Origin of the sequence: Stappia sp. BW2 (assembly GCF_008107695.1) — a bacterium.
Lineage (GTDB): Bacteria > Pseudomonadota > Alphaproteobacteria > Rhizobiales > Stappiaceae > Roseibium.
In genome coordinates, this window is sequence record NZ_VIRG01000070.1 from 675,257 (window position 1) to 695,712 (window position 20,456).

At 60.5% G+C, this 20,456-nt stretch carries 18 protein-coding genes; 11 read left to right on the top strand and 7 right to left on the bottom strand.

Going from position 1 to position 20,456, the window contains the following annotated elements; genetic code table 11:
* Positions 1 to 40: 40 nt before the first annotated feature.
* On the top strand, positions 41 to 1,081 hold the full coding sequence (locus FMN63_RS22045; protein ID WP_148586291.1) for a glutathione S-transferase C-terminal domain-containing protein: 1,041 nt from the start codon (positions 41 to 43) through the stop codon (positions 1,079 to 1,081).
* Between the two features lie 49 nt (positions 1,082 to 1,130).
* Here the strand turns inward: FMN63_RS22045 and qhpR are convergent, their stop codons facing one another.
* Positions 1,131 to 2,156, bottom strand: coding sequence for an AraC-like transcriptional regulator QhpR (qhpR, locus tag FMN63_RS22050; protein ID WP_148586292.1), 1,026 nt, complete (start codon positions 2,154 to 2,156; stop codon positions 1,131 to 1,133).
* A 240-nt stretch (positions 2,157 to 2,396) separates the two neighbouring features.
* On the opposite strand from qhpR, the gene qhpG reads away from it, so the two are divergent.
* The 8 genes from qhpG to FMN63_RS22090 all read left to right on the top strand — a co-directional run bounded on the left by qhpG (position 2,397) and on the right by FMN63_RS22090 (position 11,541).
* The gene (qhpG, locus tag FMN63_RS22055) at positions 2,397 to 3,746 is read left to right on the top strand and encodes a flavin-dependent monooxygenase QhpG (RefSeq protein ID WP_148586293.1); all 1,350 of its coding nucleotides are present in this window, start codon (positions 2,397 to 2,399) and stop codon (positions 3,744 to 3,746) included.
* Complete coding sequence (gene peaA / locus FMN63_RS22060) at positions 3,743 to 5,308, top strand: quinohemoprotein amine dehydrogenase subunit alpha (protein WP_148586294.1); 1,566 nt, start codon at positions 3,743 to 3,745, stop codon at positions 5,306 to 5,308. Before qhpG ends, peaA begins: the two co-directional genes overlap by 4 nt.
* A 17-nt stretch (positions 5,309 to 5,325) precedes the next feature.
* Positions 5,326 to 6,762 (top strand): quinohemoprotein amine dehydrogenase maturation protein, encoded by a 1,437-nt coding sequence (gene peaB, locus FMN63_RS22065; RefSeq protein WP_148586295.1) that lies wholly within the window; start codon positions 5,326 to 5,328, stop codon positions 6,760 to 6,762.
* Complete coding sequence (gene qhpC / locus FMN63_RS22070; protein WP_148586296.1) at positions 6,759 to 7,091, top strand: quinohemoprotein amine dehydrogenase subunit gamma; 333 nt, start codon at positions 6,759 to 6,761, stop codon at positions 7,089 to 7,091. The genes peaB and qhpC overlap by 4 nt, the downstream gene beginning before the upstream one ends.
* Before the next feature lie 36 nt (positions 7,092 to 7,127).
* On the top strand, positions 7,128 to 8,219 hold the full coding sequence (gene peaD / locus FMN63_RS22075) for a quinohemoprotein amine dehydrogenase subunit beta (protein WP_148586297.1): 1,092 nt from the start codon (positions 7,128 to 7,130) through the stop codon (positions 8,217 to 8,219).
* 156 nt (positions 8,220 to 8,375) lie between these two features.
* Positions 8,376 to 10,118 (top strand): ABC transporter ATP-binding protein, encoded by a 1,743-nt coding sequence (locus tag FMN63_RS22080; RefSeq protein WP_148586298.1) that lies wholly within the window; start codon positions 8,376 to 8,378, stop codon positions 10,116 to 10,118.
* The gene (locus FMN63_RS22085) at positions 10,115 to 10,753 is read left to right on the top strand and encodes a S8/S53 family peptidase (RefSeq protein WP_148586299.1); all 639 of its coding nucleotides are present in this window, start codon (positions 10,115 to 10,117) and stop codon (positions 10,751 to 10,753) included. Before FMN63_RS22080 ends, FMN63_RS22085 begins: the two co-directional genes overlap by 4 nt.
* A 125-nt stretch (positions 10,754 to 10,878) precedes the next feature.
* On the top strand, positions 10,879 to 11,541 hold the full coding sequence (locus FMN63_RS22090; RefSeq protein ID WP_148586300.1) for a helix-turn-helix domain-containing protein: 663 nt from the start codon (positions 10,879 to 10,881) through the stop codon (positions 11,539 to 11,541).
* Here FMN63_RS22090 and FMN63_RS22095 read toward each other — a convergent pair.
* Both FMN63_RS22095 and FMN63_RS22100 read right to left on the bottom strand, forming a co-directional pair.
* Positions 11,493 to 11,888, bottom strand: a complete 396-nt coding sequence (locus FMN63_RS22095; RefSeq protein ID WP_148586301.1) for a VOC family protein — start codon at positions 11,886 to 11,888, stop codon at positions 11,493 to 11,495. The two genes, FMN63_RS22090 and FMN63_RS22095, sit on opposite strands and share 49 nt — an antisense overlap.
* A gap of 87 nt (positions 11,889 to 11,975) precedes the next feature.
* Positions 11,976 to 12,584, bottom strand: coding sequence for a TetR/AcrR family transcriptional regulator (locus FMN63_RS22100; protein ID WP_148586302.1), 609 nt, complete (start codon positions 12,582 to 12,584; stop codon positions 11,976 to 11,978).
* A gap of 139 nt (positions 12,585 to 12,723) precedes the next feature.
* Between FMN63_RS22100 and FMN63_RS22105 the strand changes: the two genes are divergently transcribed.
* Positions 12,724 to 13,152 carry a VOC family protein gene (locus FMN63_RS22105; protein WP_148586303.1) on the top strand — a complete coding sequence of 143 codons (429 nt, stop codon included), beginning with the start codon at positions 12,724 to 12,726 and terminating at the stop codon, positions 13,150 to 13,152.
* A gap of 156 nt (positions 13,153 to 13,308) precedes the next feature.
* Here the strand turns inward: FMN63_RS22105 and FMN63_RS22110 are convergent, their stop codons facing one another.
* The 4 genes from FMN63_RS22110 to FMN63_RS22125 all read right to left on the bottom strand — a co-directional run bounded on the left by FMN63_RS22110 (position 13,309) and on the right by FMN63_RS22125 (position 17,670).
* Positions 13,309 to 13,803, bottom strand: coding sequence for a hypothetical protein (locus FMN63_RS22110; protein ID WP_162855082.1), 495 nt, complete (start codon positions 13,801 to 13,803; stop codon positions 13,309 to 13,311).
* A gap of 168 nt (positions 13,804 to 13,971) precedes the next feature.
* On the bottom strand, positions 13,972 to 15,438 hold the full coding sequence (locus FMN63_RS22115; RefSeq protein ID WP_148586304.1) for a coiled-coil domain-containing protein: 1,467 nt from the start codon (positions 15,436 to 15,438) through the stop codon (positions 13,972 to 13,974).
* Between the two features lie 37 nt (positions 15,439 to 15,475).
* Positions 15,476 to 16,402 (bottom strand): DUF6384 family protein, encoded by a 927-nt coding sequence (locus tag FMN63_RS22120; RefSeq protein ID WP_148586305.1) that lies wholly within the window; start codon positions 16,400 to 16,402, stop codon positions 15,476 to 15,478.
* A 62-nt stretch (positions 16,403 to 16,464) separates the two neighbouring features.
* Complete coding sequence (locus tag FMN63_RS22125; protein WP_148586306.1) at positions 16,465 to 17,670, bottom strand: cell surface protein; 1,206 nt, start codon at positions 17,668 to 17,670, stop codon at positions 16,465 to 16,467.
* Between the two features lie 307 nt (positions 17,671 to 17,977).
* Here FMN63_RS22125 and FMN63_RS22130 point away from each other — a divergent pair, with 307 nt between their 5' ends.
* On the top strand, positions 17,978 to 20,431 hold the full coding sequence (locus FMN63_RS22130) for a DUF3772 domain-containing protein (RefSeq protein ID WP_148586307.1): 2,454 nt from the start codon (positions 17,978 to 17,980) through the stop codon (positions 20,429 to 20,431).
* Positions 20,432 to 20,456 lie beyond the last annotated feature (25 nt).

The window sequence follows — 20,456 nt, forward strand, 5'->3', positions numbered from 1 at the left end:
CCGTGTGCTGGTTTCAGACTGAAAGACGCGGAGAAAGACGATGCCCAAGCCGACTGCCGACTTGTCGAAGGAAGAAAACCAGACCGATGCCGCAAGCCGGCGTGCGGAAGGGGAGTTCGTGCGCGGTGTCAGCGGGTTTCGCTCTGCCATCGGCGATAAAGATTTTCCGCCAGAACCAGGGCGCTATCATCTGTTCGTCGCGCTCAATTGCCCCTGGTGTCACCGGGTGACGCTGGCCAGAAGCGTGCTCGGGCTGGAAGCAGGCGTTTCCATGGACGTCGCCTTTCCGGGCCGAACCGAAAAAGACGACCCGGCAGGAGAGAATCTATGGGAATTCAATCGTGAGAGAGTTGCCAGCCTGACGGGTGAGCCCCTGCCGGAGTGCACGGAGGAAACGGCGACGGGGGAGGGGCTGCGTCTGGTGAAACAGATCTACCAGGCAGAAGGATCGGATGAACGATCCGTCCCGGTTCTTTACGACAAGACGCAAAAGCGCATCGTCAACAATGAAAGCGCCGAGATCATCCGCATGCTGAACGCGCACGCCGGGGCGCTGGGCAGCACGATTGCCCAGGAAGCGCGGCCTGACCTTTATCCGGATGATGCGGATCTGCAGGCGGAGATCGACGCCCTGAACGAAGCGATCTACGCGCGGATCAACAATGGCGCGTACAAGGCCGGATTTTCATCCGACCAGAGTGTTTATGCAGCAGCTTACGAAGGGTATTTCACCCTGCTGGCAGAGCTGGAAGACCGGCTGGGTGCCGATGGCAGGCCGTTTTTGACCGGCAACAGCTTTACCGAAGCCGACCTGAGACTGTTTCCGACGCTTTATCGGCATGACCCGGTTTATTTTGTACGCATGAAGCTGAACGGTGCGCGCATTCTGGATTATCCAAATCTGTGGCGCTGGCTGTGCCGCGTTCACGCCTTGCCGGGTGTCGCCGACAGTTCGTCGCTGATCCACTGCAGACAGGGCTATTTCGGACGCTCGTGGAACAACGTCGTTCCGCTTGGGCCTTTCCGGCCAATGCCTTATCCGCAGGCCTATGCGCATCCCGAACTTGCTGAGCGGTGCTAGCTTGGGCGGGAACAGGCGAGGAGCTTTCGGCAAACCTCGCCGGGGATCACTAGCGGGCAGGTGTCCGGCTATAGCTCAGCCGGTATTGCTTCGGCGTTATGCCGGTCTTGCGCTTGAACGCCCGCTCGAAGGCGGTCTGGTCGGAATAGTCAAGTTCGCAGGCAATCTGCGCCAGCGAGTGACTGGTGTCGACAAGGGCATGGCGGGCTATGCGATAGCGGCAGTCTTCCAGAAGGGTGGAAAAGCGCAAGCCTTCCTCGCCCAGGTGCCGGTGCAGGCTGCGGCGTGACAGGCCAAGCCTCCGCGCAACGGCTTCCTGGTCGGAAGCCCCTGAACCGAGCCCTTCGTAAATGGCCGTGCGGGTGCGGGCTGTCAAAGACTTGGTGTGGGACCTGCTCGCAAGAGCCTGGCTCAGACTGGCAAGGGCATTTCGATGACCGTCTTCGACCTCTCGTGGCATTGGTGCGCTCAGAACCCTTTCAGGAAAACTGAGAGCGTTCGTTTCACAGTCAAACAGGCAGAAACCGCCTGCGGTTTCCGCCCAGATCGACAGCGGACGTGCAGAGGTGTGTTCAAAGCAGATGAGATCGGGCTGCCAGTCGGCGCCTGCGCCACGCCGGATAAGTTCCCTTAACACGGACAGTGTGAATTCGGCATCCTGCCTGCGTGGCCAGATATCCGGATTGAGGATGCGGTAGGTGAGCGTGGCAACACCGTCTTCGACGGACAGCTGCAAATCCGTCTCGCTCTGGACGAATTTTATGAAGCGTTCAAAAGTCCGCAAGGCCGAGCCGACAGTGGATGCGGTCAAAAGGGCATCACCCAGCTCGCCGAGGTCGTGAAGACTAAGCCTGGGGCCAGTTTGCCAGCCGATGCCAGGTTGGTCGAGCATCGCCGCACCTTGCTCGTAAATTTCGACAAAGGAACACAGCGGTATCTCGACGTGCGTGTCGTGCCAGGCGTCAATCGGCACGCCGCTCTGGCGTCCCAGTGCCGCAGGTTCGAGGCCCTTGTCGATCAGCATCGACTGCAGACCGCTCAAGGCACCTGAAATGATTGTTGCACTTCTTGGCATGACTCTCGCCCTCTCCCGACAGCCTCGCTTCAACCACCTGACGCAGGTGACGCCAAGTGGAAGTAACAAATACAGCAGAGTTCAGCAGCTGTTGCAATTGAGGTCCGCGGGATTTCAAGATCTACGTAAAGATTGGCCAAAATTGTCGAGAAGTACGCAAAAGCCCTCTCTCTAATGGTCGGCACAGAGAGATCCGGTTCAGTACCTTGAAAACTTGGGCGTCCGGACGAGGGAACAGATTTGGTAACCTGCATCGATGTGGCAGTGGCCGGCGGTGGACCCGCTGGTGCCTTCACAGCGCGTGAGCTGGCTCGTGCCGGGCTCAGCGTGCTCATGATCGACCCGGCAACCTGGCGACCCAGGCTGGAAGGCCTTGGCGAGCGGGTGGCGCAGCTTCTCATTGCCAAGGGGCTCGACGAAGCGCTGGCGGCTGCCAGCGCGCCCTTACCTCGTCATGTGACATGGGCTGGCCTCAACAGCACCGCCAATGGTGAGCGACTGGTCCGCCGTCATGTTTTCGATGAAGCCTTGAGGCGTGCAGCCCTTGAAGCGGGTGCACAGACCCGACAGGCGCGTCTCGGTCGTATCCTGAAATCCGAAGAAAATGAGGGCGTGCTCCTGAAGCTTTCGACAGGTGAGGAGGTCCGCGCACGGCTGCTGATCGACGCACGCGGTCGGCAAGCCGGTTCCGCCCAGCGCCTCAAAGGTCCGCAAACCCTGGCCATCGCAGGCCTGGCCCAGGAACCGGCAGGTGTTGCCGGCACCCATGTGGAAGCGACGCCGGAGGGTTGGCTCTGGGTTGCGGAAGATCCGGATTTTGGCCGCTGGCTGCAGATTTCCATCGGAGCTGACGATCTCAGCGGATCCGGTCAGGTGGCCCTGCAGGGCCGGATGAGCCGGTTTCTTGCCCAGGAACAACTTGCCGGGCGGTTTTCAGATCTTTCCTTTCAGGATCCATTGATCGCCAGGGCCGCCGGTCTGGTTCTGTCTGCTCCTCGCCTGCAGCTTCCGGTCATTCCGGTTGGCGATGCCGCGGTTGCGATCGACCCCTTGTCCGGTCACGGGCTGTTCTGGGCCCTGTCCTCCGCACTTTCCGCGGTGCCGAGCGTGTTGACCATTCTGGAAAACCCGGAAAAGGGGCCGCAACTCGCAGCCCGGTTCTACCGTGACCGCGTGGTGGAAACCTTCTGGCGTCAGGCCCGGACCGGGCGCGACTTCTACCGGCTGGAAACGCGTCTTTCTGGCAATTCTTTCTGGGGCGAGCGGGTTTGCTGGCCGGACGACGCACCCTCACATCCGGACGTTTCGGAAATCCACCTGCAACAGCGCGTCGTTGTCGACAGCAACCGGCTGGTCGAACGGGAGGTTCTGGTGACGCCGCAGGATCCCGGCGGCGTTGCTTATGTCGCGGGTATCCCGGTTGGCGATCTCAAGCCGTTCTTTCCGTCTTCCGCAAGGGCGCAGCCACCGCCTTGCACACCGTCTCCCGCGCTCAAGGCCGCCTTCGGCTGGCTCGAAAGCCGCGGCCTTCTGCACGGCTCGTTGAGCCGCACACAACAACACCAGACCAAAACGAGGGAAACAGCATGATCAAACGAATGCGAAAGGGGCATCTGGCCGGCATTGCCGGGCTAATGCTTCTGATGCCTGTTCCAGCCGGGGCGCAGGATGGGGCTACGCTTCTGGAGGAAAATTGCAGCGGCTGTCATATGGTCGACGACAACGGCGCGCTCAGCCGTATCAGCGGTCAGCGCAAGACGCCCGAAGGCTGGCTGATGACCATCGTGCGCATGCGCCTCTTCCACGGATTGGAAATCGAGCCCGCCGTCCAGAGTGAGCTGGTCCATTACCTTTCCGATACGCAAGGCCTTGCCCCAAGCGAGACCGAGGGGCTGCGGTATGCTCTGGAACGCGATCCGGATTACCAGGAGCAGGTGGAAGCCCCGCTTGGCGAAATGTGCGCTCGTTGCCATTCCGGCGCCCGGTTCAAGTTGCAGCGGCGGACACCGGAAGAATGGGGTTTGCATATCGATTTCCACCTCGGCCAATGGCCGACCCTGGAATATCAGGCTCTTGCCCGCGACCGGCAATGGCTAAAACTGGCCCGCGAGGAAGTGGTGCCGCTTTTGGCCGAGCGGTATCCGCTGGAATCGGAAGCCTGGAGCAAATGGCTGGCGGCCCAGAAGCCGGATGCCACCGGCAGATGGGTGTTTGCAACCACCCTGCCGGAAAAGGGCGAGGCCTATGGCGCGCTTGAAGTCACCGGCGATAGCCAGCCTTATGAGGTGTCCGGCACGTTGATGACCGTCGACGGCGAAGAGTTGACCCTTTCCGGCAAGCTGAACGTCTACACGGGCTACGAATGGCGCGCCAACCTTGACATTGGCGGCACGAAGTACCGGCAGATCCTGGAAATTTCGGAAGACGGCAGCAGCCTGAGCGGCCGCCAGTTCCTGCATGCCGAAGACAGCCTGGGAGGTGCCTTCAAGGCGGCCAGGGCGGATGGTGATCCGGCCATTGTTGGTGTGGTTCCGTCCACTGTTCCCGCTGGCAGCAACGCAAAGGTTCAGATCGTCGGCACAGGGCTTGGCGAAGTCGCCCTCAGCGGTGCGCTTGAGGCCACCGGTGGAGAGGCCAATTCCTATGGTGCAGCCATCGATGTAGACCCCGCCGCAGATGCCGACGGCCTGATCACGATTGCCTCCGGTGATGCCACTTCCGAAGACACGCTTGCTGTCTACAGCCATATCGACAGCCTGAAGGTGGAACCGGCCTTTGCGGTTGCCCGTGTCGGTGGCGGCGGTGGTTCAGCCGGCAAGGTTCCGGCGCACTTCGATGCGGTCGGCTACTGGAACGGTCCGGACGGTAAGCCGGGGACGGAAGACGATATCCGCATCGGCTCCGTGCCGGCTACCTGGTCGGTCGCGCCCTTCAACGAAGAAGCGGAAGAGCTCAAGGACACGCAATTCGCAGGGACGATGGACGAAACGCTCGGCATCTTCATGCCGGCCGTTGCCGGCCCCAATCCCGACCGTCCGTTCTCCACCAACAATGCGGGCAATCTGAAGGTGCTGGCAACCAGCGGCGAGGCGACCGGTGAAGGTCAGCTCATCGTCACGGTGCAGCGCTGGAACGATCCCCCGATCCGCTGAAACAGGAGTTTGAAACCATGGGATATCTCTTTTTTCAGCCGCAGAACGCGCATCGGGTCGAGGTGGACGGGCGTCATCTGCTCTTCCACGTGCCGACGACATCTCTGTTCGAGATCGACCGGCTCGACAATGACGTGATTGACCTCTTCAGCAACCGCAACAAGGTTTCCGAAGACGATGTCCGGGAGCGTTTCGGCGGCCGTGTCGACCCGAGCGAGGTGACCGAGCGAATCCGTTCGCTGCTGGACCTCGACATCATCACCGACGGCCGCCCGCCAAGGGCGGAACGGCCGCCGATCCATATCCAGAACTTCCCGCTGACGACGATTGTCCTCAACGTCAACACGGGCTGCAATCTCTCCTGTACCTATTGTTACAAGGAGGATCTGGATACGCCGTCCAAGGGCCGGCGGATGGCGTTCGAGACAGCAAAACGCTCAATCGAACTGCTGCTGGCGGAAAGCCCCGACCGGGACAGCTACAATATTGTCTTCTTTGGCGGCGAACCGCTCAGCAACCTTGGCCTGATCAAGGAAGTGGTTGCCTATGCGGAAGAGCGTTTCGGCACTCTCGGCAAGCGTGTCGACTTCACCATGACGACCAACGCGACTCTTCTGACCGAGGAAATCGTCGACTGGCTCAACGCCCACCGGTTCGGCTTGACCGTTTCGATGGACGGGCCGAAGGCGCTTCACGACAAGAACCGCAAGACCGTCGGCGGCAAGGGCACCTACAACGTCGTTGCCTCCAAGACCAGGATGCTGCTGGAACGCTACACCTCTCGCCCTGTCGGCGGGCGGGTGACGCTGACCCATGGCGTGACGGCGGTCTACGAGATCTGGGATCACCTGAAAAACGAGATCGGCTTTCACGAAGTCGGCTTCTCGCCGGTGACCTCCGGTCCCATTGCGCCGTTCAACCTGACCGGAGACGAGCTTCAGACAGTGTTCGACGAGATGAAACGTCTCGGGAAGCACTATCGGGATGAAGCGCTTCTGGGGCGCAACATCGGTTTTTCCAACATGCACCAGCTCATGAACGACCTTTACGAAGGCCGGTCCAAGGCTCTGCCTTGCGGAGCCGGGCTCGGCATGCTGGCGGTCGATCACGAGGGCGGGCTCAATCTCTGCCACCGGTTCACCGGTTCCGACATGGAGACCTACGGCACGGTCGATGGTGGCATTGAAAAGCAGAAGCTGGCCCGCTTCATCGAGGACCGGGCCGACCGCACCGACAAGGGCTGCTCCACCTGCCGCATCCGCAATATCTGCGCGGGCGGCTGCTACCACGAGAGTTACGCCCATTTCTCCGATCCGATGAAGCCGACCTACCACTATTGCGACCTCATGCGCGACTGGGTGGATTTCGGCATCGGCGTTTATGGCGAGTTGATCGCCGGCGCACCGGCATTCTTTTCGGATCACATCATGCCTCGGAGGGCATTCGGCAAATGAGACACTTGAAACCCCTGAACCAGAAAGCCGACCGCGTGGTCACTGCGGTCGAAACCGACAAGATGGACGAAGTGCGGGCCATGCAGTCTGTGGTCGTGGGCTGTACAGCAACCCTCGACCCCGGCTGGGAGGTTGACCCGTTCGGCGGTGTCGCCGCCCTTTGCCAGCCGATGGAGGCCGATCTTTACGGCTGCTCCGACCCGTGCTGGTGGCCGGCCCAGGTGCCGGACACGATCAATTCCTATCCGGATTGGGGCGCCGATGCCGACAATGCCAGCAAGGACTGGCGCTCGCTCGGAACGGTTTTCCCGTCCGACAGCGAAACCTGACCGGCTGATGCCCTACAAGATATTCGGAGAAACCCGATGCGAAATCTGATTGCTGCGGCAACCGCAGCCCTGGCCCTGAGCGTTACTGCTCTACCGGCCATCGCCAAGGACCTGATCGTCGCGGTGGCAAAGCCCGACCGGCTGTATGTCATCGATGCCAAGGCGCGCAAGGTACAGAACGACTGCAAGCTCGACTTCAACCTGATCCCCGGCGTCATCGTCATGTCCCCGGACAACAAGATCGCCTATATCCTCGGAAATCGCTGGGAGGACGTGTTCGGCGTTGATCTTTCCACCTGCGAAACGGTGTTTTCGGCGTATCAGTCCGAAGGCGATGTCCGGCGCAAGTCGATTGCGTCCCTGGCCGTTTCCAAGGATGGCAAGGAAGTCTATACGGTGCGCAATCCGGTGCGGCTGCATGCCGACCGCTATGAGATCATGGAGCCGGAAGTCGCGGTCTACGAGACGGCTGCGGGTCTCGACGCCGAACCTGTCCGTACTTTCCCAGCCCCGCGCCGCATGACGGTGATGTCGGCCGGCGAGGACGGCATGATCTATGCCGCGGGACACGAGATCTATGCCATCGACCCGAAGACAGGCGAGATCTCGATCAAGATCAAGAATGCGTCCTGGGACCGGAAGACCTACTCACCGCCGGACGTGCTGGCCTTCTGGCCCATCGGCACGCAGGCCAACGAATTCCTGCTGCTGTATTCGGCCGCCAAGTTCACCGACGAGTCGATGAGTGAGATTGCCGATTTCGTGTGGGGATACCAGTCGGTTGACCTAGCGACAGGGAAAAGCGAAATGCAGGATTTCGCCAGCCTGGAAGTGATCATGTTCTCCGCTGTGCGCGACCCCAACGACAAGAGCAAGCTCTACGGTGTCTACACTCAGCTTTCCAAACATGATGTCGAGACGAAGGAGCTGATCAAGCGGGTCGACCTGCCGCACACCTATTACTGTATCAACATCTCTTCCGACGGCACGGAAATCTATGTCGGCGGGACAAATGACGATATCGGCGTCTACGATTCCGAGACCCTGGAACGCATCGGCGAAATCTACCTGCCTTCGGGCGGCGACATGGCTGCCAGTACGATGCAGGTGATCAACACCGGAAGTTAGGGCACGCGAAAAACTTCGTTGTCATCCCGGAAAGCGAAACACGGCCCGGGGCCAGGGACACCTTGAACTCCTGTTTGAGCAACGGTTTGATGAGGTTCCTCGGTCCCGGTTTTCGCCGGGATGACAATGAAGAGACATGAGAGACATGGAAAGCGGATGAAACAGGCAGTTACCTTGCGAGGAGCAGACCAGGCCGGGGCAGTGCCGTCCCGGCCTTTGCTGCTGCGTGGCCTGTTCAACCGGGTTTTCGGCAGCCGCGAGGCGGCATGGCTTGTGCCGCTGGTCGCGCCCTACCGGTGGCCGCTGGCGATGCTGTTTCTGTTGTCCCTTGTGGCGGCAGGGGCGGCGCTGGTGCCACCCTATCTCACCAAGCTTGTCATCGACCGGGGCCTGATGGCCGGAGACAAGCAGGCGCTTGTCCTGTTTGTGGCCGTGCTCTTTGGCGTTGGGCTGGCCGCGCTGGCGCTTGGGGCGCTCAATTCTCTGCTGCACTTGCGGTTTTCGGCACGACTTTTGAAGGATCTGCGCCGTTCGGCCGTTGACAGGATCCTTGCCCAGTCGCCTCGCTGGCAGGCGAAACAATCCATCGGCGAACTCATGAGCCGTCTGGATGGCGATGCCGGGGAAGTGCAGCAATTCACCTTCGCAGTGCTGGTCAATGGCGGCGGCAGCCTTCTGAGGCTGATCGGCGGTCTGGTCATGCTGTTTGTACTGGCGCCCAAACTGGCCCTTCTGGCGCTCGCATTGGCACCGGTCGAGCTGTTGTTTTTCGCCCGTGCCCGGCCCGTGACCCAGAAGAAGGCAGGGGAAGTGCGGCACGCGCGCGGAGTGCTGGCGTCGGGCCTGGCGGAGACCATCACCGGTCTCGGGGCCTTGCGGGCACTCAACGCGACCGGTGCTGCGGCAAATCGGATTGAAGCGCGGCAGCAAAGCCTCGTTGCAGCCTTGCTGTCGGCGCAGATGTGGAACGAGGTGACGCGGGCGGTGCCGATGCTGCTGACAGCGATCCTGCGCGGTGCTGTGTTTCTGGTCGGCGGGCTGGCGGTGATTGACGGCACGATGCCGCTCGGGTCTCTGATTGCCTTCACCGCCTACCTCGCGTTCCTGATTGGCCCGATGCAGTCGCTGATCTCGCTCTGGCACGGACAGGCCCGCATGAAGGCGGCGCTCGACCGGCTGGACAGGATCATGAGCGCGGTGCCGGACGTGCAGGATCCGGTGTCGCCTGTGCCACTGGCTGCCGTTGGCGGCGAATTGGTGCTGGCCGGTGTTGCCTATGCGCCGGATGGAGGCAAACCTCTGTTCGAGAATGTCTCCCTGACCGTGCCCAAGGGGCAGAAAATCCGGCTGAGTGGACCATCCGGCATCGGCAAGACATCGCTGCTGTCGTTGCTTCAGCGCCATGATGATCCGAAAGCTGGAACCATCCTTCTGGATGGCACGGATCTGCGCCAGCTGTCGCTCCACGATGTTCGGGCGGTCGTCGCTTTGGTGCCGCAAAAGGGGCATGTCTTTTCGGGCACCGTGGCGGACAACCTTCGTCTTGGAGCTGCTGCCGCGGATGAAGACGACATGCACGCCGTTCTGCAGTTCGTGGAACTGGAAGACCGTTTCGCAGGTGCAGGACTTGAAACGATGCTGGGCGAGGGCGGGCTGGACCTCTCCGGTGGTGAGCGCCAGCGACTGTGTCTCGCCCGGGCCCTGTTGCAGCCGTTTCAGGTTCTGATCCTCGACGAAAGCCTGTCGGAAGTTGATGCGGACCGGGTTTCGCGGATTATGGCGCGGATCGATACCCGATTTGGCGACCGCACCCGCCTTGTCGTCACGCATGGGGACGCTGAACGGTATGGCGCATTTGACGGCGAGCTGACATTGCAGGCGGGGGAGGCCGTTTCGTGATCCGGGTCGGGCTGATAGACGGTGCCTTGCCGCAGGGCTGGGCGGGGTTGGCGGCGCAGGAGTGGTTTTGCAAGCCGGATGGCGCTGACCTTGCAACGGGCCATGCCGAGGCCATGGCACAGACCCTGATCGCTCATGCGGAAGATGTTCAGTTGGTGAATGCCATTGTGTTTCCAGGGCAGCTTTCGACGTCGCTGGAGGCCGTCTGTGCCGCCTTCACCTGGCTTGCGCAAGATCCGCCAGACATCGTTTTATGCGCCTTCGGTATGGCGCGCTCTACCATCGAGCTGTCAGTGGCCGTCACCCGGCTGCAACAGGCGGGCAGTCTGATTGTTGGTTCCGCACCGGCGCGGGGTGGCAACGCCTACCCGGCGGCCTTTGAAGGTGTCCTCTCAGTGCAAGGCGATGCGCGCTGTGAGCCAGGAGACCTTTCGCGGCTGGACCTGCCCCACGCAACCTTCGGGGCTTGTCCGACTGCCATGGAGCGAGACGATATTCGCGGTGCAAGCGCGGCGGCAGCGCATCTGGCCGGGCTGCTGGCGAAATCGGCTCAAGAGGCGGACAGATCCGCCGTGGACGGACTTGAGACTTTTACACGCTACCGGGGGCGGGAGCGGCGCGAGGCCGCGCTCTAGTCTGACCGAAGTGAATTTGCAGCATGGACCTCTCCAGCGAGATCGCATTTCACCATTTCAGACGAGGAGGGGCAGCAGGTTGAGGCTTCTCGCTTGCGTGCCGGCCAGCTGATAAAGATCTCCTCATGAGCGGCATGGTCAGATTCGAAAAATGGCATCACCGGATCGACAGGGCGGAAAGTGCCCTGATCTTTCCGGATGGCTGCCGCGATGTGCTGGTCGTACGCGAGCGGGGCAGGCGGGAAAAGGTTCTGCTGACGGATCTGGATTTTCAGCCGCGCGTTTCAGAACTTGCGGAGGGAACACATATCACGGGCTTCCGGCTGCGGCCTGGGGCCGTGGTGACAGACGAGGTTCTCGCGGCCGTCGCGCGCGATTGCGCGCAGGTGGAAGATATCCTCGGCAATGCCCTTGATGAGACCAACGATCTGGACGATGTGATCGTTGCCCTGACGCTGCCGCTGGCAACCGTGGAGCGGGTGTCGAAGCAGGCGGGCGTTTCTGTGCGAACACTGCAGAGGCGGTTTCGGGAGCAGGGATTGCCACCACCGGAGTATTGGCGCTTGCTCGCGCGGGCCCGCAGGGCGGCAGGCTTTCTGGCGACCGAGCTGCCGCTGGTGGAGATCGCGTCCGCCTGCAGTTTCAGCGACCAGGCCCATATGACGCGTGACCTGAGACGCTGGTTTGGCGGCTCACCGGCGCAATTGCGCCGGGACCCTTATTGCTTGTCGCTGTTGTCTCAACCGGCACTCGGCAACTGGACCGGCGAGCAGATCTCGACGAGGTAACCGAACGGATCGCTCACATAGGAGGTGATCTGGCCCCAGGGCTCCTCGCGCACATCCTGCAACTTGTTTGCACCGGCGGCGACAGCGCGGGCGAGGGAGGCTGCAACGTCCTCTGTTTCAAAGGCCAGTTCGAACACCGGTGAACTTGGGTTGGGCGTGCCTGGTGTCTTGCCGAGCTGAGACATCAGTGACTTGGAGGAAAAGGCGAGTTTCGTCTCTCCGGTTGCCAGTTCGCCATAGTCGCCGGAGTCATGCAGGAACAGCCGCTCCAGTCCGAAGGCCTTCTCGTAAAAATCGAGCGCCGCGGGTACATTGTCGACATAGAGGATGGTGTATCTGAGGATCACTTGGGTCTCCCGCTTGGTTGGTTCGTCGCCAGCCTTAGAAGCTTGTTGGTCCGCCGTCTTGAAGCATCGCGACATGAACGCTGATCGTCAGTCGGTCAGGAGCCCGGCCAGCAGTTTGCGGGTCGCGGTTTCATAGGCTTGTCTGTCCCCCCCATTCGCAATGGCCAGTGCCGCACGGTCGAACGCGGAGGAAAGCAGATTGGCCAACGGTTCCAGCGGAACGTCTTTCAGCGCACCATGATGTGCCGCGTGGCGCAGGCCTTCCAGAAGCGTTGCGCCGCCGGTTTGCCGGTCGATCTCAGCCATTTCCGCCAGACCCAGCACGGTTGGTCCTTCCAGCAGCATGATCCTGGCCCGGCCTGCAACGGACATTGCCGAGAAATAGGCACTGGCCCCTGACATAAAGGCATCGAGCGGTGTCTGGGCGGTGTTCGTCTGGCTATTGATCTCTGCCGCAATCGCTTCGGCTTCCTGCTGGACCAGTGCCCGCATCAGATCCGCCTTGTCGGCGAAGTGATGGTAGAGGGCGCCACGGGTGACGTCGGCGGCTTTCACGATCTCCGGTGTTCCGGTTTCCGCGTAGCCTTTTTCAACGATCAACGCGCGCGCCGCCTCCAGCAGGGCCTTGCGCGTTTCCGCGCGCCGTTCCGCCTGCGTGCGCCGCTCACCAGTCTTCTCCGGGCTCTTATCTTGCATACATGCAGCCTGTATGTTAATAAAAAGATACATGCAGATTGTATGTATATTTGTTGCGCTTGAAAAGCCTCAAGACGTGGCCGAGGCCGGACGGAGCGGGCCATTGCCACCCGGCTTGGCGATGAACAGGAGAGAAGCGATGAAATGTACCCAGTATTACCCTGTCCTCATGACTGACAAAGTTGCCGAAACAGTCCGGTTCTATTCTGACAATTTTCGCTTCAAGGCGGTGTTCGAAGCCGACTGGTATGTGCATCTGCAGTCGGAAGAAGACGAAAACGTCAACCTCGCCATCCTGGATCAGACCCACGAAACCATTCCGGAAACCGGCCGTGGACGGGGAGCGAATGGACTTCTGCTCAATTTCGAAGTTGAGAATGTGGACGCGGTTTATGAGAGAGCGCAGGCAAACGGGCTGCCTGTCTTGCAGGTTTTACGGGACGAGGCCTTTGGTCAGCGCCATTTCATCACCTGCGACCCAAACGGGGTGATGATCGACGTGATCAAGCCGATCCCGCCGAGCGAAGAGTTTCTGAAGCAGTTCGCCGCTGAAGCTGTACCGGCGTGACAGGTCAAAAGTGTTGCCGGTGAATGCGTTCGGAGTGAGGTGAGGTTCCGCCCTGTTGTGAGCCGCTCCGGTGCAGTCCGGCACAGTTCGATACGAAAAAGGCGTGGCCGGAGATGCGGCCACGCCTCTTTTATTCCCAGAGTGACGGTGTGCCCGTCAGGAAGACAGCGGCGGACAGGTGCTGCCCTGTTCCGCGCGCGATTTCAGGCCTTGCAGGCTCTGCATCGTGTTCGGGTTGCCCGGCAGGACGAAGCTCTGCTCCAGCGCGGTTCGCACATTGTTGATCACGGCAAGGTCCTGCACAGCAAGTGTCTGGCAAGGCGTGCCGGTGAAGCGAACACGAATGCGGATCACCCGCTGGCCGTTGTCGGACGGTCCGAATTCAGAATCGAGCGCCGGATTTTGGCCGGTCATCGGCCGTTCCAGAACCACCATGTTGGGTTGATCCTGCAACACGACGGTGCCGCGTTCCTTGGCGCTGGAAACGAGGGCGGACCGCACGCTTGCCGGATCGGCCGCGATCTTCACCGATTGCGCACCGGCCGGCACACTCAGCTTCGGCTGATCGGGCAGCGATGACCGTTGAGAGGGGCCAGACTGACAGGCAGCAACAGCAAGGGCGCAAAAAGCGGATAAAAAGATACGTCGCATGGGCAGTCCCAAGGTTAAAATGGTCATAATTGGAGCCGATCTAAAACACGTCTTCGCAAAGCGCAAGAAAACTGCATGTGATCGCCACCCTGTTCTGGTCGTAAACTGACATAACACTCCTAACGAAGCCTTGTGGCGGCAGGACGGCGAAGTTTTCCTCGTCTGAGGTCAGAATGTATCGCCAGTCTTGAAGCCGCTACCACCAAAACTGCCGCCGCTTTTAAATCCGCCACCGCCGAAGCCGCCGCTGTTGCCGGAGCTTTTGCCCGAACCGCCGCCGAACCCGCCGCCAAAACCTCCCATGGACTTGGGAAGGCCCGAACCGTTCGGGAACGCAACCTGGCGTCCCTTCGGTTTGCGGCGTTTGTGCGAACGTTCGGCACGCGCCCAGTATTCAGCACCTGTGATCGCCCCCTTGACCAACTCGCCCAGAAGGACGGTGGTCAGCTTCTCGTCAGAGAACGTCGACCCCCAGCTGCCATAGTTATTGGAACGGAAACGCTTGATGACCTCCGCGAGTTCCCCCCTGCGTCGACCAATATCGCGCTGCAGCTCCCGGTCCTGACGGATTTCGCGGGCGACCTGCTCAACGCGTTCCCTCAAATCCTCGATCCGCTGTACGATTTTTTCGTCTTCGGGAGAGGGGGTGTCGAGCGCTGCGCGCCACAAGTCGTTCAGATCGTCCGACTGCAGCGAAACGGACAGATGCTCTTCCGCCTTCTGAAAATCGGCGTCTTCCCCGCTGGAGAACTCGGCAAGGGCGGAAGAAAGTGTCTCTATTCGCCGGTCCAGAGTGTCGAGTTCGTTGTCGATACGCTCGATGTCCGCGCTGAGCGTTTCAATGGTACCGACGAGGTCTGTTCCGGCCGCATCCGTCATGGCGTTGCGGCTGAATTCGGCAAGTTTGTCCTGTTCTTCCCGGGCGATTTCCGCACAGCGCTCCGCATGTCGGGCCATCCGTTCCGGAATGCTGGTCAGCATGGCGAAGTTGGCACGTGCGTCGTTGAAGCCGACAAGGCCGGCGACCCAACGGTCAAGCGAGCGCACAAGACCGCGATGGGCATAGGCGGGTGTTCCGAAGCCACGCTGCCACAAATACATGAACAGGGGATCGGCCTCATAGGCCTTCCCTTTTTCCTTACGGTCCTTTTCGGAGGTTGCTGCCTTGGCAGCAGCAGCCTCGGCAGTGGCAATGGCTGCTTCTGTCCGTTCACGCTGCGCCTGGTAAGCGGCATCGCCTTCCAGGCGGCCGTCGACGGCCTCCATCAACTCGTCCATCTGGTTTTCGGCCGCGTCACGCGCGGTGTCCAGCTCAACCCGCTTTTTCTGCAGCTGGCTGCGGTCGCTTTCACACTGGCGCAGCTGCTCGGTCAGGACCTTGTAATCGGCAGTACGCTTGTCGAGAAGTTTACGAGCTTCCCGTGCTGCGCTGTCGAGGCGTGTGTTGAGGGTTCCGGCACTGTCGGTGTCGAGACGGAACCGGGCAAGATCACGGTAGGCTTCGCTCTGGCGTTCCTGCAGGTCCGTCAGCGCTCTTGTCGAACGTTCGATCCGTTTGCTCAGCTCGGCTTCTTCCCGGCGCAGATCAGCGAGTGACTGCTCGATCGTGCCAAGCGTCTGGCGTCCTGTCAGCATGCCGATGCCTCCCGTTGAGGCGGTGCAATCCTACGAGCTACCATTTTGTAATTGCTCCGTCCTGAACGCCGGTTCGCCACTTGATGTCCAGCTCGCCCCGCCGCTTTTGCCCGAGCACGCCTTTCTGCACAATGCCGTCTTCCATCTTGTCACGGCGAACGGCGTTATAGATGGTGTCCGAAACGCGCTGGCCCCACTTGTCGACCAGTTCGGCCTCGCTGCTTTCCTCCGACACGATCTTGCGATCCAGGATCTTGCCGTCCGGGTCCACGGCCTCCACCACGATGTAATAGTTTTCGGTGTCGGGATTGGATTCAGGAATGCGGGATACGCCCGTCGGCTCGCCTTCACGGGAGATGATGCGAACTTCGAACACTTCCTGCAGACGCCCGGCCAGATCGCGCAAGTCTGCCTCCGCCTTGAAGGCTGCCTCGTTGTTGCCGTCCGACAGGGCAAGGTTGCCGTCGGTGGCCAAACGCTCGGCGGTGGCTTCGACTTCGGTGTTTTCGGTCAGGGTGTCGATACGTTCGACCAGTTCGGAGTAGGTTGCCGGCAGCGCCTGGAGCCTTGCCTGCAAATCTGCCTCCGCACGCTGCGCGGGCAACTTGACGATGAAGTACCACGCGGCAAAGCAGACGATGATGATCGCCAAGGCCGCCGCCAGCCATTTCGACCAGGTGCTGCGCGAAATATAGATCATCGCCAGAGTTCGCTGGAACCCGGCGGAGGGCGGTGAATAGACAAAGCGATCGCGCTTCAGATCCTCGACACCGGCCTTCAGGATGTGGTCCGGAACATCGATGCCCTGCGAGGCGTAGACCTGCCGCAGCCGCTCCACCATGGCAGCATCGCGTTCGTCGCTTTTCAGCTCGCGGGCCACCTGGCCTTCTTCATGACGCAGCGTGTCGACCACGTCCATCGCCATCATCAGATCATCAAGCGGGGCGTCGGAATTGCTTGCCATGAATGAATGTCTTCTTGAAACGGGGCGGGCCGGAGGGTCCGGCCTGCCGGATTATCGTGTGATCAAAAGGTCTTGCCCTGGGCGGTCAGCTTGGCGAGCCGCCGCTTGCCATCTTCCACGGCAGTGCGGATTTCCTCGGAGTTCTTCGTCGACATCTCACGCATCTCGTCGATGATTTCGCGCGACTGGATCTGGAAGTTGACGACGGAGTCTACCAGTTTCTTCACCGAAGCTGCGGCGACGGTGGGACCATACCCCGCCTCAAGCGCCTTCTTCTGCACTTCGTCGCCGATGTCCGCAAGCGTCTCCAGGCTCTTGTTGATGCCATCCTTCATGGCGTTCAGCGTTTCCGTGCTTTCATGCAGGCCCTGCAGGCCGGTGAAGGAGGCGTTGAGCGCCGTCAGAACGGATTCGTTGGTGGAGAAGAAGCTGACTGACTGGGCGTAGACACGTTCCTTGGCATTGGTGGTCTGAACCAGACGCGCCATGATGACTTCGGAGGTGTTGTAACCGATGGTCAGGTTGTCGGAGAGATCCTTGGCGATCTGATAGCGCTTTTCCTCGTCCTGCATTTCACGCAGTTTTTCGTCGCGCGCCAGTTCCAGGCGCGCCTTTTGCGCCGGATCGCCGCCGGTGTAAGCTTCGACATCGCCCGATGCGCTTTCAAGCGAAGCCTTTGCTGCGTCCAGCTTTCCGGTCGCGATGTTCAGAAGTTCAAGCGCGGTCACTTCCGCCTGCTTCAGGGCGCCCCGGAAGTCCCGATAGGCTTCCAGAATGGTCTGTTCCCGCTCGATCTGGTCTTTTGTTGCCCTGGCGACATCCTTGTAGGTGCCGCGAATATCGTCGAAGCGGTCGGATATCGTCCCGCGCCGGAAATCGCGCCACTTGTTGGACAGGTTCTCGGTGAAGGAGATCTTGCCGTCGGCCAACTGGTCGACAAGGGCCTTGGCATCGTCGCGGATGGAATTGAACGCTTCGGTGATCTGCTCATAGCGTTCACCGATATCCATCTGCTGAACCTGCGAACGGACAACCTCGTTGAAATTGGAGGCCTGGGCCAGCGTGCGGGTGATGATCAGCACCTTGTCCGGCGAGAGATCCGTGATCTGTTCCAGCAGGGCATTGATCGGGGCATCCTGCTCGCTTTCCGGTGTGATGCCGATATCCCGAAGCGTCGACAGGGCGCGGTCCAGATACTGAAGCGGGGAAAAGCTGCCAGCCGGAGCCGTTTCAGTCTGCGGGGTTTGAGGGCTTGCCGCGTCTGTCATGTGTGACCTCCTTCAAGGACGCGGCCCGGTTTAGGGTCTCTTGCCGCTACGTCCTGTTAACGTCATAATTTTGCATGTTAGGGCAGGCTTGCGCCGCTCTGTCAACGGCTTGCCACGCATTTCAGGCCAAAGCCGGGCAGCTTGCAAAAACTGCCATCCCCCTTTGCTTAGACCGGTTTTGCGACAAATGTGTTTTGATGGTGCATTATCTGCCGAAATTCGCACATAAGGTCATGGCAGTGAGTCGACAGGCAAGCGCCTGTCGCCGTCTCGTCTTTCAGTCCGTAGCAAGTTTGTTGGCGCCTTCATGAAATTTCTCAAGAGCATTCTTCTGATTGCGGTTTTTGTCGCTGGTGTCACGGGTGGCCCGTTTGCGGCCTCGTCCAGGGCCCAGACAGCGGCTCCGGCCATGGCGCAGAGTGATGACAGCAACGCCAAGGCGATGCCGCAAGCGGACGTCGACGACCTTTTCAGCCGTGCAACGACCGCACTTGAAGGTCGCAGTATTTCGCCAAGAACGCTTGACCAGCTGCGGTCTCAACTGGTCACCGTGCGCGACGAGAATGCGCGCATTGTTTCCCGCGGCAGTATTCGTGCCAGTGCTCTTAAAGCGCAGCTCGACAGTCTTGGTCCGCCGCCCGCCGACGGTGAGAAGGAAGCCGATGTCATCGCGGAGCGGCGCAAGGAGCTGCGCAATGCGTTTGCGGTCGCCAACACGCCTATCCGCCGGGCTTCGGAAAACTACGATGAGGCTGTGTTCTACATTCGGGAGGTGGACCGGCAACAGTGGGCAAGGCAGTTCGACAAGCTGTTCGACAGGTATCCGTCACCGCTGGCGCCCTCGACCTGGAAGACCGGGTTCGAGGAAATCTATGAGTTTTTAAAGCGCTTGGAGCGGGACGTGCGAAACGAGCTTACGCGCCCCAGCATCTCCCAGGAACTTGACGAAAAGGTGCCAGTCGCGCTCGGCCTGACGCTTTTCGGCATCCTGTTTCTGAGCTTTCTGCAGCATCCCATTTCCCGCGCTCTGAAGCGCTATTGCGAAAGGCCGGCAACCGGCGCCAAGGCATTGGTGCTGGCGCTGATCTACAACGCCAGTTTCATCGTGCTGCCGACAATCGGGGCTGTGGCGCTGATTGCGGTCTTCCCGGTTCTGGACATTTATCCCAATTCGGTTCGCACGGCGGTGATCGCGATACCCGTCATGGCGCTGGTCATGATCATCGCGAATTGGCTCGGGCACACGCTGTTCGCGCCGGGCCAGAGCCGTTGGCGTCTGCTGGATCTGGGCGACAGGGAAGCAAAGATCGGATTGCGTCTCTGTCAGGGTCTCGGCGTCTTCATGGCGCTGGAAGTGGCAGTCGAGGCCTTCGAACTGGACAATGCCTTCGATCTGGCGGCCATTTCGGTGCTGTCGGCTACGCCCATCGCCGTTGCCGCTATCATGCTGTGGGGTCTGGCCGGCATCATCCGCTCCAAAGATGCTGCCGAAAGCGATGAGCCGGAAAGCGAGCCGTCGGCGGAACAACCCGAGGAAGGCTCGGTGAAGCCGCAGGACTCGGGCTTTCTGCTGTTCTTGTCTCTCTTGATGAAGGCGTCGGCGGTTCTGGCCGTCTGCGTGACACTGCTCGGTTATGTGCAGCTTGCCCGGGTGGCCATCCTGCCAGTGATCATGACCGTTGCCCAGCTCGGCTTCGGGTTCTTGATCTATCATCTTGTGCTTGTCGTCGTGAAAGCGGCGCTCGGCAAGCGGGAGGACGAGTCTGTCCCCATCCTGGTTTCCTTCGGCCTCATCTGTGTGCTGACAATGATCTTCGCCCCATTGATCGCGATGACGTGGGGCGCGCGTCCCACGGATATTGTCAGCGCCTGGCAATTGCTGACAAACGGGGTGCAACTGGGCAACATTCACCTGTCGCTGGATTCCTTCCTCGTGCTTGTCACCATTTTCGGCCTGGGCGTCATGGTGACGCGCTGGCTGAAGAACCTGCTCAAAACCACCGTTCTGCCGCAGACGAGCATGGACATCGGCGCGCAGAACGCCTTGGTGACGGGCACAGGCTATGCCGGGCTTACGCTGGCAGCGCTGATCGCGGTTTCGACGGCAGGGTTGAACCTGTCCAGCCTTGCGGTGGTCGCCGGTGCATTGTCGGTCGGTATCGGTTTTGGTCTTCAGACCATCGTCTCCAACTTCGTCTCAGGCATCATCCTTCTGATCGAACGGCCGATCAAGGAAGGGGACTGGATCGAAGTGTCCGGTCAATCGGGCTATGTGCGCAAAATTTCCGTCCGCTCCACCCGCATAGAAACCTTCGACCGTCACGACGTGATCGTTCCGAATTCGGATCTGATTGCCGGAAGGGTCACCAACATGACGCTGACGAACAAGTCCGGACGTCTCATCCTGCCGGTTGGCGTTGCCTATGGCAGCGATCTGGAAAAGGTGAAGTCGATCCTGTTCGATGCAGCTAGGGCAAACAACACCATCGCGCGTTATCCGACGCCGCAGGTGCTTTTCATGGGGCTGGGCGACAGCTCGCTGAACTTCGAACTGCGGTGCTTTCTGAAAGACATCGGCAATGTGATGATCACCATGTCGGACCTCTATTTCGAGGTTTATAACGAACTTGGCAAAGCGGGTATCGAGATCCCGTTCCCGCAGCGCGACCTGCATATCAAGGATATTGACCGGTTGGCCGAGGCGCTGGAGCGCCGGCAGGCGGCTCCCGTCGTTCAACCTGAAGAGGACAAGCCGTCCTGACGTCTGGTTAGGGCGTCTTGTCCGG

What these genes read in the sequence shown, in the direction of transcription:
- peaB (WP_148586295.1), top strand. Translation starts at nt 5,326, where the DNA reads ATGGGATATCTCTTTTTTCAGCCGCAGAACGCGCATCGGGTCGAGGTG.
- FMN63_RS22080 (WP_148586298.1), top strand. Translation starts at nt 8,376, where the DNA reads ATGAAACAGGCAGTTACCTTGCGAGGAGCAGACCAGGCCGGGGCAGTG.
- qhpC (WP_148586296.1), top strand. Translation starts at nt 6,759, where the DNA reads ATGAGACACTTGAAACCCCTGAACCAGAAAGCCGACCGCGTGGTCACT.
- FMN63_RS22110 (WP_162855082.1), bottom strand. Translation starts at nt 13,803, where the DNA reads ATGCGACGTATCTTTTTATCCGCTTTTTGCGCCCTTGCTGTTGCTGCC.
- peaD (WP_148586297.1), top strand. Translation starts at nt 7,128, where the DNA reads ATGCGAAATCTGATTGCTGCGGCAACCGCAGCCCTGGCCCTGAGCGTT.
- FMN63_RS22120 (WP_148586305.1), bottom strand. Translation starts at nt 16,402, where the DNA reads ATGGCAAGCAATTCCGACGCCCCGCTTGATGATCTGATGATGGCGATG.
- peaA (WP_148586294.1), top strand. Translation starts at nt 3,743, where the DNA reads ATGATCAAACGAATGCGAAAGGGGCATCTGGCCGGCATTGCCGGGCTA.
- FMN63_RS22115 (WP_148586304.1), bottom strand. Translation starts at nt 15,438, where the DNA reads ATGCTGACAGGACGCCAGACGCTTGGCACGATCGAGCAGTCACTCGCT.
- FMN63_RS22090 (WP_148586300.1), top strand. Translation starts at nt 10,879, where the DNA reads ATGAGCGGCATGGTCAGATTCGAAAAATGGCATCACCGGATCGACAGG.
- FMN63_RS22130 (WP_148586307.1), top strand. Translation starts at nt 17,978, where the DNA reads ATGAAATTTCTCAAGAGCATTCTTCTGATTGCGGTTTTTGTCGCTGGT.
- qhpR (WP_148586292.1), bottom strand. Translation starts at nt 2,156, where the DNA reads ATGCCAAGAAGTGCAACAATCATTTCAGGTGCCTTGAGCGGTCTGCAG.
- FMN63_RS22105 (WP_148586303.1), top strand. Translation starts at nt 12,724, where the DNA reads ATGAAATGTACCCAGTATTACCCTGTCCTCATGACTGACAAAGTTGCC.
- FMN63_RS22100 (WP_148586302.1), bottom strand. Translation starts at nt 12,584, where the DNA reads ATGCAAGATAAGAGCCCGGAGAAGACTGGTGAGCGGCGCACGCAGGCG.
- FMN63_RS22125 (WP_148586306.1), bottom strand. Translation starts at nt 17,670, where the DNA reads ATGACAGACGCGGCAAGCCCTCAAACCCCGCAGACTGAAACGGCTCCG.
- FMN63_RS22045 (WP_148586291.1), top strand. Translation starts at nt 41, where the DNA reads ATGCCCAAGCCGACTGCCGACTTGTCGAAGGAAGAAAACCAGACCGAT.